The 14,757-nt window shown below is 46.4% G+C and carries 11 protein-coding genes; 8 read left to right on the top strand and 3 right to left on the bottom strand.

Annotated elements, in window-relative coordinates:
• Positions 1-84 precede the first annotated feature (84 nt).
• The 4 genes from lpxK to ACZ2XM_RS07645 all read left to right on the top strand — a co-directional run bounded on the left by lpxK (position 85) and on the right by ACZ2XM_RS07645 (position 3,812).
• Complete coding sequence (lpxK, locus tag ACZ2XM_RS07630) at positions 85-1,221, top strand: tetraacyldisaccharide 4'-kinase (protein WP_490587798.1); 1,137 nt, start codon at positions 85-87, stop codon at positions 1,219-1,221.
• Between the two features lie 159 nt (positions 1,222-1,380).
• Entirely contained in the window at positions 1,381-2,202 is an 822-nt protein-coding gene (gene kdsB, locus ACZ2XM_RS07635; RefSeq protein WP_490587866.1) for a 3-deoxy-manno-octulosonate cytidylyltransferase, read from the top strand.
• 45 nt (positions 2,203-2,247) lie between these two features.
• Entirely contained in the window at positions 2,248-3,372 is a 1,125-nt protein-coding gene (locus ACZ2XM_RS07640; protein ID WP_490587799.1) for a DNA polymerase III delta subunit-related protein, read from the top strand.
• A gap of 98 nt (positions 3,373-3,470) precedes the next feature.
• Positions 3,471-3,812, top strand: coding sequence for a PilZ domain-containing protein (locus ACZ2XM_RS07645; RefSeq protein ID WP_490587867.1), 342 nt, complete (start codon positions 3,471-3,473; stop codon positions 3,810-3,812).
• Between the two features lie 98 nt (positions 3,813-3,910).
• Here the strand turns inward: ACZ2XM_RS07645 and ppk2 are convergent, their stop codons facing one another.
• Both ppk2 and ACZ2XM_RS07655 read right to left on the bottom strand, forming a co-directional pair.
• Positions 3,911-4,924, bottom strand: a complete 1,014-nt coding sequence (gene ppk2, locus ACZ2XM_RS07650) for a polyphosphate kinase 2 (protein WP_490587800.1) — start codon at positions 4,922-4,924, stop codon at positions 3,911-3,913.
• 279 nt (positions 4,925-5,203) lie between these two features.
• Entirely contained in the window at positions 5,204-7,036 is a 1,833-nt protein-coding gene (locus ACZ2XM_RS07655) for an acetyl-CoA C-acetyltransferase (protein WP_490587801.1), read from the bottom strand.
• A 1,145-nt stretch (positions 7,037-8,181) separates the two neighbouring features.
• On the opposite strand from ACZ2XM_RS07655, the gene ACZ2XM_RS07660 reads away from it, so the two are divergent.
• The 4 genes from ACZ2XM_RS07660 to ACZ2XM_RS07675 all read left to right on the top strand — a co-directional run bounded on the left by ACZ2XM_RS07660 (position 8,182) and on the right by ACZ2XM_RS07675 (position 13,254).
• Positions 8,182-9,582, top strand: a complete 1,401-nt coding sequence (locus ACZ2XM_RS07660) for a 3-oxoacyl-ACP reductase (protein WP_490587802.1) — start codon at positions 8,182-8,184, stop codon at positions 9,580-9,582.
• Positions 9,583-10,099: 517 nt separating this feature from the next.
• On the top strand, positions 10,100-11,011 hold the full coding sequence (locus tag ACZ2XM_RS07665) for a MaoC family dehydratase (protein ID WP_490587803.1): 912 nt from the start codon (positions 10,100-10,102) through the stop codon (positions 11,009-11,011).
• A gap of 216 nt (positions 11,012-11,227) precedes the next feature.
• Positions 11,228-11,752: a protein tyrosine phosphatase family protein gene (locus tag ACZ2XM_RS07670; protein ID WP_490587804.1), complete on the top strand. Its 525-nt coding sequence runs from the start codon at positions 11,228-11,230 to the stop codon at positions 11,750-11,752.
• Positions 11,753-11,859: 107 nt separating this feature from the next.
• The gene (locus ACZ2XM_RS07675) at positions 11,860-13,254 is read left to right on the top strand and encodes a serine hydrolase domain-containing protein (RefSeq protein ID WP_490587805.1); all 1,395 of its coding nucleotides are present in this window, start codon (positions 11,860-11,862) and stop codon (positions 13,252-13,254) included.
• Positions 13,255-13,397: 143 nt separating this feature from the next.
• On the opposite strand, the gene ACZ2XM_RS07680 is transcribed toward ACZ2XM_RS07675, so the two are convergent.
• On the bottom strand, positions 13,398-14,642 hold the full coding sequence (locus ACZ2XM_RS07680) for a cation:proton antiporter (protein ID WP_490587806.1): 1,245 nt from the start codon (positions 14,640-14,642) through the stop codon (positions 13,398-13,400).
• Positions 14,643-14,757 lie beyond the last annotated feature (115 nt).

A 14,757-nucleotide genomic window follows, 5' to 3' on the forward strand; every position in this document is an offset into this window, starting at 1 on the left:
GCCGTTACAGCCTTCTGCTCTCCCTAGTTTAGCCAAGGCTAGCTCGGGAGTAGACCCCGTAGATAATGAAGATACAGCGTCAAGATGAGTCTTGAAACCCGGATTACGCAGGCGTGGCAGCGACAAGCTTGGTGGCTGTGGTTATTTTGGCCACTGACCGGCTTATTCGCATTAGTGAGCCGCTTACGTCAGCTCAGCTATCAGCGGGGTTGGCGTCAGCAGTATCGAGCACCCGTCCCCGTTTTAGTCATTGGTAATATTACGGTGGGGGGTAGCGGTAAAACCCCATTAATTATGGCGCTAGTCGACTATTTGCAACCACGCGGTATTCAGGTTGGGGTTATCAGTCGCGGTTATGGGGGCGATGAGGCCGCTATGCCGCTGCTAGTAACTCAGCATAGTTTGCCCAGCCAAGTCGGTGATGAGCCTTGCTTAATCGTCGCGCAAACTGGGGTGGCGATGGCCGTGTGTCCGAATCGCCAACAAGCCATCGAGATCTTGCTAACAGCGCATCCGGATATCCAATTAATTATCGCGGATGATGGTCTGCAGCATTATGCGCTAGCCCGCGATATTGAATGGATAGTCGTGGATGCTAGCCGCGGCTTTGGTAATCGACAATTGCTACCGACCGGGTTTTTACGTGAGCCGATTAGCCGCCTCGAAGGGGCTACGGTGATTTGGCATCAAACTCCGGATACGGTGACGGGTAAAGATAAATCGGTTGCTAATCAGCAGCAGCGCCAAAACCTGCCCCACTATGCGCAAGTGGATAGCAATTTAGCGACCGCATTGACCATGACGCTACAGCCCAGCGGACTGCTGCCATTACTGCCACTAGACTACTACCTGCCCTTACTAGATAGCAATACTCCCGTCCATGCACTGAGCGGTATCGGCTATCCACAGCGGTTTTTTACCACTTTGCGCAATTTAGGCTTTACGGTGATTGAGCATCCTTACCCAGACCACCACGCTTTTACTTGGACAGAACTCTCAGGCTATACTGATTATCCTATTGTGATGACCAGTAAAGACGCCATTAAGTTTCGGGTGTTGGCTGAACAAGAACTACAACAGGCAGCCACCGCTCCGCAACAGCGCCAAGATTTAATCCAGCTATTGGCCAGACTATGGGTTTTACCGGTACAAGCCCAGTTATCACCGGTTTGTTACGAGACGCTGCAACGTCAACTTAAGGCAGTCGGGCTACCCTTGTAATGAGGTCATGGTGCTAGCATTTTCTTACTTGTTTATGGTTATTCAATAATTAGTGGCTCGCAATAATCAGTAGTTATGCGCTAATTCTAACCAACTCTTTATTATTTTTATCAGATAGGACTCTCTCTTATGCCAAAAAGCTCTATGTCGACTGGCTATATGTCAGCGGCGTCTCAGACTCCGGTGGCGCGTACTCATATTGTGATTCCTGCTCGTTTTAAAAGCACGCGTCTACCGGGTAAGCCTTTACTGCTAATCCATGGTAAACCAATGATTTTATGGGTGGCGGAGAAGGCCAGCGCGGCTAAGTTTGCAGATGACGTCTGCATTGCTACGGACAATGATGATATTGCCCGCTTATGCGAGGAGGCGGGCTATGAAGTGGTCATGACCAGTGGCGACCATGTCTCAGGAACCGATAGATTAGCAGAAGTTGCTGATGTAAAAGGCTGGCCCGACCATGATATCGTGGTGAATATGCAAGGGGATGAGCCGCTAGTGCCGGCACAATTATTAGAGCAGTGCCAGCAATTGCTAGAGCAGGATGAGGACAGTGTGATGGCGACGTTGTGTGAGCCCATCGAAGACCATGAAACCTTTATGCGACCCTCCGTAGTTAAGGTAGTCTCGGATCAAAATCAGCGAGCTTTATATTTTAGCCGCGCGCCTATCCCTTGTGACCGAGATCATGCGCTGGCTTTAGCCAACCACGATGGCTTGGTAGACAACCCCACTTTAGCTGTGCCTAAAAATGCCTACCGTCATTTGGGCCTATATGCTTATCGCGTGGGACTATTAAAGCAATTCGTCAGCTGGCCACAAAGCCCGTTAGAGATGTTAGAGAGCCTAGAGCAGCTGCGTATTTTAGAAAATGGTGGCAAGATTGCTGTCGCCCAAGCCCAGCTGCTGTTGCCCCCCGGTGTCGATACTCAAGAAGACTTGGACCGACTCAATGCCATGCCGCTCAGCCTATTTGAATAGAAATAAAAATAGATATAAATATAAGCGCGCACCGTAGGATATGCTATGACGACCACTCCCTCACAAAATGCTGCAATGGGTTCGCCATTAGAGAATAGTGGTCTGGACTTCTTTGCCCCGTTACTGCCTTGGCAGCAGCAGGCATGGACGCAACTGACGGCTCCGCAAAATCAGGCTGCTTTGCCGCATGCTTTATTGGCAGCAGGTATTGAGGGCATGGGTAAACGGCAGTTTGTTTGGCGGCTGGTAGCTTGGTTATTATGCCGCGCGCGTGCCAGCCATCCGCTTGGGGCGTGCGGAGTCTGTGAGAGTTGCGATTGGCTCAAGTCGGGTACCCATCCCAATCTGCAAGTCTTGCCGCTGCATAGCTTGCCAATGGTAGAGACTGAAGAAGAGCCAACGGGTAAATCTAAGGCGAGTAAGTCCACGACTAAAGATAGCTCGGATATTCCAAAGCGCACGATTAAGGTGGATGATATTCGCCAATTGATTTCTTTTGTGCATCAAGGCAGCCAAGGCATCCGCGTTTGTGTCTTTGATTATGCCGAGCAGATGACGATTGGTGCCGCCAATGCGCTCTTAAAAACTTTAGAAGAGCCGCAGCCTAAAGTACATTTATTATTAATCACTGACAGCCCAGCGCAGCTTCTGCCCACGATTAAAAGTCGGGTGCAACAACTGCCGCTACAGCGTATCCCTTACGAGCTAGCGACAGGTTATATTAAAGAGCAGTTGGGCGGGCAAGTGAGTGATGCTGAGGTGGCTCAGCTGTTGTCTTTAGCGAACGGGGCGCCATTAGCGGCAGTGGCTATGGCCAGTGCGCCGTGGTATGGCAAGCGCAAAGTATGGTTGACCGTTTGGCTGGCTTTACGGGCGGGCAAGCGCAGTGCATTAGCGGCCAGTGACTATTGGCAAAAAGAGCTCAGCCTAGCGGAATTTACCCAATTGACCGAGCTGATGCTGATTGATATTAACCGTATAGTTTTAGGGCTCGACAGCCTACAACAAGATTGCGATATTGCCGAGGCAGTCCCTGCAGAGTTTATGCCGTCAATAGCGGCTTTAGAGGAGCTGGCACGCGTCATTGCTAGCAGCAAACGGGCCATCCAACAAAACGTGCAGGAAAAATTAGCTTATGATAAGCTAATGCAAAGTATTGCTCAGACTTAAAATCAGCAAACTATACTTATTATTTACCACTTTATTACCTACTAATTATTGTCTATTCATCATTATCTATTCATCATATTTGGAGAGTCGCCGTGGCCATGCCGGGAATGGGCGGGATCATTACCTGCAATATCGAAGATGAGGCAACGCTGTATGCCAGTTATCTGCCCTTTGTCACCAATGGTGCTTTATTCGTGACCAGTGACCGCTTGCAAAAATTGGGCGATGAAGTGTTTGTCGCCGTGACTTTACCGGGCTCTAGTGAGCGTATGCCGCTCAATGGTAAAGTCGTCTGGATTAATCACAAGGCGCAAGCAGGTCGTCCGGCAGGGTTTGCCGTACAGTTTGGCCAAGACCCAGTAGGTCTTAAAGTAAAGAATGAAATAGAACGATTACTCGCCGGTAAGATTGAATCGGCGCAGTCTACTTATACGATGTAGCTGATATTTGTTATATTAAAAAAGCCCTGTTGATTATCAGGGCTTTTTGTTGAGTGATTAAGTAGCTTCTATAAGACAGGCCCGCTGCATAATTAGGCTTAGTAGCGTGACGGCACATACATATCATCGGGGATAGGCTCACGGTAGTATTCTTCACCACTTTTTCTCTCAGGCAGAGCGACTTCATCACGGGGGACTTCTTGGTAAGGTATTTGCTCGAGTAAATGGGCAATACAGTTTAGCCGCGCCCGTTTTTTCGTATCGCCTTCAACCACCCACCAAGGCGCTTCTGGGATATGGGTACGCTCAAACATGGTCTCTTTAGCCTTGGTATAGTCCTCCCAACGGCGCCGTGATTCTAAGTCCATAGGCGACAGTTTCCACTGTTTTAAGGGGTCATGGATGCGGCTGAGAAAGCGCGAATGCTGCTCCTCATCGGTAATAGAAAACCAATATTTAATCAGACGAATCCCAGAGCGCACCAGCATGCGCTCAAACTCAGGGACCGATTGAAAAAACTCCTCGTACTGAGCGTCAGTACAAAAGCCCATCACCTTTTCAACCCCAGCCCGGTTATACCAACTGCGATCGAACAAGACAATCTCGCCCGCTGCAGGTAGGTGCGAGACGTAACGCTGAAAGTACCACTGGCTTTGTTCGCGCTCTGTCGGAGCTGGTAGCGCAGCCACACGGCAAACAAGCGGATTTAACCGTTGGGTAATACGCTTAATCGCGCCTCCTTTACCCGCAGAGTCTCGGCCCTCAAAGATGACTACGATGCGCTCGCCGGTCTCAACGACCCAGTCCTGCAATTTAATCAGCTCTCTTTGCAGGCGCACCAATTCTTGAAAATAGGTCTGGCGATCGAGCTTCTCTTGCTCGCTCAGGCCTTGGCCGGTAAAGCGATAATCACGCACATAATCGTCAATTTCATTTTCAAGCTCTTCATCGTAAGTATCAATCAGGTCTTGATGCATCTTGCGGCGCAGCTCATCGTTATATATTTCTTTTTCCATGCGCTGGATAAAGATATCTTTTTCGGGGGCTGTCAGCTCGATATTTTCTTGGGTAGATAACGCGTCAAGGTCAAGCGAGGTAGGGGGTGTTGACATAATAGCTCCTGTAAGATGACGGCATAAGTGGCTTTAGTAAGTAAAGCTTTGATGGGCTCATAATTAATCATAACATGGCTTAATGACAGCAAATTGTCGTTACTATTATTTATTTTAGAGCAAAATCTTAGTTATTTTAGAGCAGAGTCTGAGGCTCGTTTACCCTAATATGCAGCCATAAAAAAACCCCCTCCAACCTTAGTGAGAGGGGGTTTACGAGAGGGGCTATTTTATTGTTAACAGCCTCATCTCTATTGATAAGCCTAATTTACCAAGGGCTTATTTTTCTAGGATACAAGTTACGCCTTGGCCACCTGCAGCACAGATAGAGATTAGGGCACGGCCTGATCCTTTTTGATCTAGCATCTTAGCGGCTGACGCTAGGATACGACCACCAGTAGCGGCAAATGGATGGCCTGCGGCTAGCGACGAGCCATTGACGTTTAGCTTGCTACGGTCGATTGAGCCTAGTGGGGCGTCTAGACCTAAACGCTCTTTACAGAAAGTCTCGTCTTCCCAAGCGGCTAGGGTAGACAATACTTGTGAAGCAAAAGCTTCATGGATTTCATAGAAATCAAAGTCTTGTAAAGTTAGACCAGCACGCTCAAGCATACGTGGTACGGCATAAGCTGGTGCCATCAATAGGCCTTCTTTCTCACCTGATTTACCGATGAAGTCTACCGCTGCAGTCTCTTGATGCACTAGATAAGCTAGTGGTTTAAAGCCGTTGGCTGCTGCCCACTCGTCATTCGCTAGTAATACACAAGACGCACCATCAGTTAGTGGCGTAGAGTTCGCTGCTGTCATGGTTGGGTTAGCATTTTTCTTACCAAAGGCAGGCTTAAGCGTCGCTAGCTTTTCTTTATTGGTATCAGGACGCAAGTTATTATCACGAGTCAGGCCTTTATATGGCGTGATTAGGTCATCAAAGAAACCTTCGTCATAAGCGCGCGCCAAGTTTTTATGGCTGTTAAAGGCCAACTCATCTTGGTCTTCACGGCTAATGTTCCACTCTAGCGTTGTGATGGCTTGATGATCGCCCATTGATAGACCAGTACGTGGCTCACCATTTTGCGGCGCATCGATCAACTCTTTAGGGTTGATGTTTAATAGCGCTTTTAGGCGGTCTTTGTTGGTCTTAGCTGCGCCCAATTGGATTAGGGCTTTACGTAGGCCATCACCCACAGCGATAGGCGCATCAGAAGTGGTATCTACGCCACCAGTGATAGCAGAGTCGATGATGCCTAAAGAGATTTTGTTCGCAGCAGCGAAAGTCGCTTGCAAGCCAGTACCACAAGCCTGTGAGATATCATAAGCTGGCGTGTGTGGGTCTAGTGCCGTGTTCAAGGCCGCTTCACGAGTTAAGTTTAAATCGCGGCTTAGCTTCAGTACAGCACCAGCGACGACTTCACCAACGCGCTTGCCTTGCAAGTCAAAACGCTCTACCAAGCCGTTCAATGCAGCGCTTAGCATATCGATGTTGCTAGCGTTGGCGTAAGGGCCGTTAGAGCGAGCGAATGGGATGCGATTACCGCCTATGATAGCTACAGGGATTTGACCGTTTCTAGAAGCTGATTTAGGTGCGGCTTGTGATTTAGTCGCGGCTGCAGGGGCTTTATCAGCGGCGTCTTTTTTAGTGTCATCTTTCATAGTGTCTTCTTGTTTAGTGGTGGGTTTTTTAGGGGTTTCAGTTTTAGTCTGTGCCTTTGTATCTGTTTCCGTAGTGGTCGCAGCTTTAGCAGCAGGCTTAGCAGTTTCTGGCTTTGCTTCAGTTGTTTTAGAATCTGTTGTTTTAGGTTCAGCAGCTTTAGTTACAGGTGCTTTGGTCACATTTGACTCTTTATCTGCCACTTTTTTGTCGTCAGCTTTTTTCTCAGCCGTTTTACTTTCACTGGCTTTAGCGTCGTTAGCTTTGCTATCTGCTGCCTTGTCATTAGTCTCTGGTTGTCCATCCAATACTTCAGCCTTTAGCTCTGCGATGGAATCAAAATGCGCTGTAGACTCATTGGGTTTTGACTCAGCAGTCTTAGCAGAATTTGACTCAGTCTTGGCAGTAGCACCGGCTTTAACTACAGTCGCTGCCACTATTGGGCTGTCTTTTTTATTACTCATGGTTATTCCTTAAGTAGTAGTGGATAAAATTATGGCTAATGAAATAGTATTCGAAAAAAAGCATAAAGCGTGGCTAGCATCGCTTTATCGCGGAGCATAGTACTTAAATAAAACTGACTTAGATCAAAGCTCTCTAAATAAACGATAGTTAAATAAATAGCCTGCTCCAAATATAAAATTGAAGCTTAATAACAGTGAGGCTTGATTACCGTGGGGCTTGACCACCAGCAGTGCTGTTCTTAATATTGCTGCACCTACCATGCGTTAATAATGACCCACTATGACCACGTAAAGTGACTAAATTAAGTCCAAGGTGCAATAAAATGTCACCGTCTTCAGCAATCCGTTGTCAGTATAAAGGCTAGTAGGATAATTTATTGCCAAAAAATAAGTTTGTAATTAATGAAAAAAACAAAAATAAACTGATAAGTCAAATAATATAAAGTTATTAGTGATAAAATCACTTAGAACTAAGAGTTTCATTTTAGCACAACTTCGTTAAATGGCAATTACCAGTTAGTAATTCTTATTACTATTAGCGTGTCTGTGCGGTAATGAGATAGTGACTAGCATTTTTGCGGCTTTACTGTTAGAGGGTTGGCGTAGATAGTTGTTATTTGTTAATAGCTTAAGTCTTTAATAAATAGCAACAGTCGCTACGCATAACACTGCGAAAAACCTAAACTATGCTACGGGCCGCTGCTAAGGAATATGTTTTAATAGCGATAAGTTGGCAGAGCGACTAGTGGTAGTAGTTTATTCGACTAGCAGTAATAGTCAGTCCGACTTACAAAGATGCCTTACTATGTGCTAGTGGCAAACAGGATTGACTATTATACAAGTTGCAGTACAAGCCGCGATAAAGTTGCTTTAGTGGCTTGAGGAAGGGGGCATAAATAGCCTGCAAGCTGTTGGGGTTTTTTTACAATATTAGTTTAAGGGTAGGTTGGGAATAGAGCGGTTTTTTTAATCCGTTAGCTATTTTGTCCACCGTGTTGTTGGTGCCAGATAAGGTTTGCGGTTTTACGTAGCCCTTATTATTCGTTATGATGCGTTATATTTTTTGACTATAAAGCATTATTTTTAGTCATTTTTACATTTTAATTTCCTAATTAATTCGTTAATAAAACTGCAAAGGAGCATTTATGTCAGATCGTTATGGTGATTTCATCCAATCTTCAATAGGCAAAAAAGTAGCTAAAAACTTAGGCCTACCGTTACCCGTTACCCTAGACCGTTTCGAGAGTGGTCAGCGTATTGTTCGTGGTAGCGTCTTGATAGGCAGCGCTGCTGGTGAAGACAACCGTGTGCGTGAGGCAGTGGCTCATGTGTTAGCCGACTTGCATGCCGAAGTGTATGTGAGCGATGATGCGACCGACACTGAAGCGCTAAACGAGATTGGCGTCGATGCCAAAGTCGCTAGCAGCACAGAAGATAAGTTTAAAGTATTGGTATTTGATGCCAGCAATATCAGCAACGCTGCTGAATTAAAGCAAATGTATGACTTCTTCCATCCGGTAGCGCGCCGCGTTGAGCAATCAGGCCGTGTGATCGTGATTGGTCGTCCACCAGAAGATATTACCGATATCGATACCGCTTTAGCCCAACGCTCACTAGAAGGCTTTGTGAGATCAGTTGGTAAAGAATTTAAGCGTGGTATTACTGCCCAGCTAGTTTATGTCGGCGAAGGCAATGAGAAAAACCTTGATTCTACCTTGCGTTTCTTTGCCTCAGCCCGTTCGGCGTATGTCTCAGGCCAAGTGGTTCGTGTGAAAGACGGTGAAGCTATCGATGTGGACTGGAATCAGTCGTTAGCGGGTAAGACTATGCTGGTCACTGGTGCGAGCCGTGGTATTGGTGAAGCTATCGCCCGTGTTCTAGCCCGTGACGGCGCGCATGTCATCTGCTTAGATGTGCCACAGCAGCAGTCTGACTTACAGAAAGTCGCCGGCGAAATCAGTGGTTCTGTATTGACCGTCGATATCACCGCTGAAGATGCGGGCAAGCAAATCACTGCTGCCGCTACTAAACGTGGTGGCCTAGACGCTATCATACATAACGCTGGTGTTATCCGTGATAAGACTCTAGCGAATATGGATGAGAAAAAATGGGATATGGTCATCAACATTAACTTGGCCAGTATCGCTACCTTAAACCGTTATTTACTTGAACAAAACGCGCTCAATGACAACGCACGTATCGTCTGTGTATCGTCTATTGCTGGTATCGCGGGTAACAATGGTCAGACCAACTATGCGACTTCTAAAGCCGGTGTTATCGGTCTAGTAGAAGCGACCGCTAAGCAGTTTGCAGCGAGTGGTTCTGGTATGACAATCAACGCTGTAGCGCCTGGCTTTATTGAAACTGAAATGACGGCTAGCATTCCTTTCGCTATCCGTGAAGCGGGTCGTCGTATGAACTCTATGAGCCAAGGCGGTCTGCCTATCGATGTCGCAGAGACTATCTCGTGGATGGCTTCACCAGCTTCAGGTGGCCTAAACGGCAACATCGTACGCGTCTGTGGTCAAAACCTATTGGGTGCTTAATTGCCCATGATAGTGTGGACACTATGAGAGGGGCAGGCAATAGCAAGCTGCTCTGGTAGTGGCCTAAAAGAAGTCGCCTACGGGCGGCTTTTTTATAAGGGACATCATGCCTTTATGATATGAATATGCCCTTATCATGTTTAAGAGTGGTCACATAAAGTAATAAAAATCAGCTTACAAACGTGTACTGAAATTGTTTATTATATTAACTAATACCACTATAGTGATTAGGGCTATTGCCACAATAGGCTGCCTTATAAAAATCTGTGTTACTGCATCTAGCAATTTTTTAGTAAGCAAAGTTTACAAAGACGGCTTTATCTTTGTCGCCGTAAAGCAATCAGGTAAGATAAAAGCCATTAGCTTACTACTAGGCTCAACGGATAGCTTTAAAGCCTTGGTCTGAAAAGCACTATGACAAAAAATTTGTTTTACCTTTCTATACGATAGCCTAGGGGATTCGCTCGTTACTGCCACTAGCACTATCGTCATTTGACTCGACTATCAGGACGTAATTATGTCAGATAAACATTATGACGCGCTGCCAAAAGCGCATACCACTTATGCCAATATCATCAAGAGCCTATTGCCGATTGGGGATAATAAAAAGGCAACTAAAGACCAGCTATCGGACGCCACTTATAGCGTGTCGAGCTTGCACATCGATCAAAATAATCTTGATGATTACCGCAAGATTTGTGGTTTCGCAGATGACGGTAAGGTACCAGTAACTTATTTTGCCGTATTATCCCAAGCCTTACAGATGAATATGATGGTCAAAGAGCCGTTCCCGTTTGCTATGCTAGGCATGGTGCATGTGAACAATAGCGTCACGCAATACCGTCCTATTGGTGAGCGTGAGACCGTCGCTATGTCGGTTAAATTTGCTAATTTACGTGACCATGACAGAGGTCAGCAGTTTGATTTTGTCACGGTAGTGAAGTCTGGCGAAGACGTGGTTTGGGAAGGCACCTCAACGTATCTTTCGCGCAGTAGCAAGCCTAGACCAACCGTCAAACGAGAAAAAACGGTCACTACCAAGCCTATCTTTAGAGAAGGCGGCGCCAACAGTGTCTTTGAAGCGCCCGAAGATATCGGCCGTCGTTATGCCTCAGTATCTGGGGACTATAACTTGATTCATTTACATCCTTTGTCTGCAAAAGCCTTTGGTTTTCCAAAAGCTATCGCGCATGGTATGTGGTCTAAAGCCAAATGCTTGGCATTGATTGGTGATTTACCAGACGCTTATACCGTCGATGTGGCTTTTAAATTACCTATCTTATTGCCTGCCGAAGTCGTGTTAGTAGCAGAGCCAGTCAGTGTCTTAGAAGATACTGATAGCCACTGCCAGTTTGCGCTATATAATGCTAAAAACGAAAAGCCACATCTTTCGGGCGATATCCGTTTAGTGGCTGAAGATAACGACTAACGCTAAGCGTAGAGTTAATTTTAGTAGAATAAACTTAAGCAGTGGGTGAGTCGATACTTGCTGTTGAGAATAGAAAAAAGGTTAGCGAGTACAATTCGCTGGCCTTTTTTTATAAGTTTTTAACCAACAATTTAGGCCTTGAAGGGTTTTAACGGTATAATTTCATGGCTTTTAATAAAACCCTATTATCCTATTAGCAGAATAAAGAAGAAAAGTATGAGTGAGACGAGCGCCAATACGAGACTAGACACTGCCGAAGTAACCCTTGATACAGAACCTACGCAGGAGCAAATTACTGCAGTATTAAACGAATATTTTGATACGCTATTTCATCCCGATGCCAATACTATCGTTTGCGGGGCATTGGATGAGACCAAGATTGCTGCTTTAGCCGCAGCTGGCGTCCAGCATATTATCAACCTGCAACCCGATGAAGAGTTGGCCTTTGATGAAGCTGAGGCCGCCAGTCGTCATGGCATGACTTACAGTCAGTTGCCTATTAGTGGGGCCGCGGATTTGAAGCAGGTCAATCTATTGGCGTTTGATCGACTGCTGCGTGAGCATCATGGCAAAAAAATTGCGATGCATTGTCAGACCGGCAATCGGGTTGGGGCAGCTATGGCCTTGCGGGCAGGGTGGTTACGTGGTCGTAAGATGGAGACGGCGTTAGAGCGTGGTCGGGCTCATGGTCTGACTACCTTAGAGCAAGAAGTCCATAATCGCTTATTGGTACCGCGCTAAAAGGATAACGTGGTTCAGTGCTGCAGTAAATATTCAATGATGCGGTAAATATTCAGATAAGTCATAAAACCCATAAAAATAATGCGCTTTAAGATAGGAAAAATACTGTGATACGGACGCCAGAGAGTATAACGAGTGATCTGCAAGACCTGCTAACTTTAGTATCTAGTGATGATGCGCCTTCTGGCGGCTCATTGGTCGTCTTCCGAGATGGCGAATGTATCGCTGAGGTCAGTACTGGGGTAGCGCAAACGCAGCAGCCTTGGACCGCCGATACCTTGTCACTCAATTATTCGACGGGGAAGGGGGTGCTCGCCACTTTAGTGCATGTTTTAGTATCGAATGGTATCTTGGATTACGACCAGGCCGTTGCTCACTATTGGCCAGACTTTGCAGCGAACGGTAAGCAGGACATTACTTTACGCGAAGTGTTATCGCACCAAGCCGGCCTGTTTAATATTGCTGCCCTTGTCGATGACAGTTTGGAGCTGCTAGCGTGGGACACTATGTTGGCGCGTATCGCGGCTATGCCTATTGCCGAGCCTATTCTCTTAGGCTCAGCAGCCAAGAGACGTTGGAAAAAGACGCATCCCGATGCGGATAGCTCAGACAGTCCAAACAATCTAGCTAGCCCGCCACAGTATCAGAGTGTCTATAGCGCGCTGGTGTATGGTTGGGTGATTGGCGGTTTGATAGAGCAGGCTACCCAATTAAGTCTAGCGGCAGCGCTGCGCCAATATCTCACCGAGCCCCTCGGGATAGCTGAGGCTTGTTATTTTGGTGTGCCGACGGAGCAGTTAGGACAAGTAGCGCGATTACCTAGAAATTTCACGGTGCCTTTAGATAAGTCTGAGCGGGCGTCTTTTAGCGAAGAAGAGAAGCAGTCACTGTTTAAGCAGTTTCCTGCTTATGACTGCTGGCAAGCTCGTGCTGAAGCCCTAGGGATTGCCAAGCAACATGACCTTACCGCTGCGCAAATTAATCGCTTGTATTTTGACCCTAGGCTGATGGATTTAGAGGCTTATAAAGCAGCGCTAAGCCCTAGAGGCGAGACCCCGGTCAATTATCATAGTATTGAAGTGCTGCAAGGTTGTATTCCTGCGGCCAATGGGGTGGCTTCTGCTAAAGCTCTAGCGACCATTTATGCCATGTTGGCTAATAAAGGCGTTTGGCAAGGTAAACAAATCATTGATGCCGCTACTTTTGCTGAGCTGTCGCATATTCATGTTACAGGTATGGATGCGGTCATGCCGGCGGTAGGTGCGCCTACTGAGCCTGCTATTGCTAGTATGCAGTGGCGCCTTGGGTACCATCGTCTGCCTAGCCCTTGTCATGATACAGCCTATGCTTTTGGGCATATGGGCTATAACGGTTCGGTAGCTTGGTGCGATCCTTCGCGCGGTTTAGCGGTCGCTTATGTGCATAATCATAATGGCACTATGTTTAGCGATATTCGCCAGTTTGCGTTAAATGAAGCTATTTTAGACTTATGTGATGACTGATGAATCAGCACTTTGACTTAGCTTAACCCTTTAATAAAAAAAGCGCTCAGCAGATCATTGCTACTGGGCGCTTTTTTGTGGGTAATACGATTAAAAATAAACTACAGATAATCTAAAGCGGAAGGAGGTATGGCGTCTGCTGGTTAACTGGGTCTAGGGGTTAACTTTAATAATTTTGACGCCGTCATACCATGTAAGACGATGGACACTAAAATTACTATAATACAGACAATCCATAACTTTAACGAATCGGCCTCATTAAAGAAGCCTTGGTTAAGCGCATAAGATAAGTAATAAAGCGTGCCCAAACCGCGGATACCTAGGGCAGAAATCACATATTTTTCATTACGCTGCATGTCCATGCCTGCCAAGGCAATCATACCGCCAAGCGGACGAATTACTAGCAAGAAAACAAAGCTAACAATATAAACCCGCCAAGTCAGCTCGATGCCAGACATTAAAGCTTGGCCAATTAAGATACCAAATCCTATGAGCACCACGGACATAAATAGCCCTTCGGACTGCTCAGCAAAATCATGCAGTTTGGCATGATAGTCATGGTCACGCTCAGAGCGGCGGAAGGCCAGTGCGGCTACAAATACTGAGATAAAGCCATAACTGTGGACGAATTCTGCTAAACCATAAGCCAGTAAGGTTAAGGCGATAACCATATAGCCTTGCGACAATGTGGTCTCGCTAGCCTTTTTAGAAAAGACAATCTTAGCCACCAGCTTGCCTACGACAATCCCTACCAACACCCCAACAATAATCTTCCATAACACATCATGGGTAAACCACTCCCACATTAATGAGGAAGTGATGACTCGACCTTGACTGTTGGCCTCAGCAATTTTGATAGCCAGATAGACGAAGGGAAAAGCCAAACCATCGTTTAAGCCAGCTTCAGACGTTAAAGCAAAGCGGGTCTTATCTTCGCCGCCGCTATTGGGCGGGCCTACCTGAATGCTAGACGCCAATACGGGATCGGTAGGGGCCAATACGGCACCTAACAATATCGCTGCGCCCAAACTTAAACCAAACGCATAATAGCCTAAGGTGCCCATGAGCAGAATACCGATAGGCATAGTAATTAATAGCAGTCGCACGGTGGGTCGCCACAGCTGCCAGTTCAAAGGCGTATCGAGTTTGAGCCCTGCACCTACCAAAGAGACCAAGACCACGAATTCCGTCATTTTTTCAATAACTAGGCCATTTTGTATAGGGTCTAAAAAGGGCAGCGATAACCACCAATAGCCCATGGCAATACCGAAGCCGACTTGGAGCATAGGTAAGGAGACCGGTATACGACGGAACAAAATAGGGAAAAACGTACCAAATAAAAAGGCAATACCACAAACTAATAAAAACAGATTGTAATTTTCAATCATGAGCTGTGCCAATATTAGTTAAGAAGCTCGTAGTTTAACTTAACAAGGGCTCAAAAAATAAACAGCAAGCGCAAAATACACCAAAGTTAAATAAAATATACACGCTTTGTAGACA

It is taken from the genome of Psychrobacter sp. CoH-33_TS_01 (genome assembly GCF_058189395.1).

Bases quoted from the DNA above. Each gene is read 5' to 3' on its own strand.
- lpxK (WP_490587798.1), top strand. From the start codon at position 85: ATGAGTCTTGAAACCCGGATTACGCAGGCGTGGCAGCGACAAGCTTGG.
- kdsB (WP_490587866.1), top strand. From the start codon at position 1,381: ATGTCAGCGGCGTCTCAGACTCCGGTGGCGCGTACTCATATTGTGATT.
- ACZ2XM_RS07640 (WP_490587799.1), top strand. From the start codon at position 2,248: ATGACGACCACTCCCTCACAAAATGCTGCAATGGGTTCGCCATTAGAG.
- ACZ2XM_RS07645 (WP_490587867.1), top strand. From the start codon at position 3,471: ATGCCGGGAATGGGCGGGATCATTACCTGCAATATCGAAGATGAGGCA.
- ppk2 (WP_490587800.1), bottom strand. From the start codon at position 4,924: ATGTCAACACCCCCTACCTCGCTTGACCTTGACGCGTTATCTACCCAA.
- ACZ2XM_RS07655 (WP_490587801.1), bottom strand. From the start codon at position 7,036: ATGAGTAATAAAAAAGACAGCCCAATAGTGGCAGCGACTGTAGTTAAA.
- ACZ2XM_RS07660 (WP_490587802.1), top strand. From the start codon at position 8,182: ATGTCAGATCGTTATGGTGATTTCATCCAATCTTCAATAGGCAAAAAA.
- ACZ2XM_RS07665 (WP_490587803.1), top strand. From the start codon at position 10,100: ATGTCAGATAAACATTATGACGCGCTGCCAAAAGCGCATACCACTTAT.
- ACZ2XM_RS07670 (WP_490587804.1), top strand. From the start codon at position 11,228: ATGAGTGAGACGAGCGCCAATACGAGACTAGACACTGCCGAAGTAACC.
- ACZ2XM_RS07680 (WP_490587806.1), bottom strand. From the start codon at position 14,642: ATGATTGAAAATTACAATCTGTTTTTATTAGTTTGTGGTATTGCCTTT.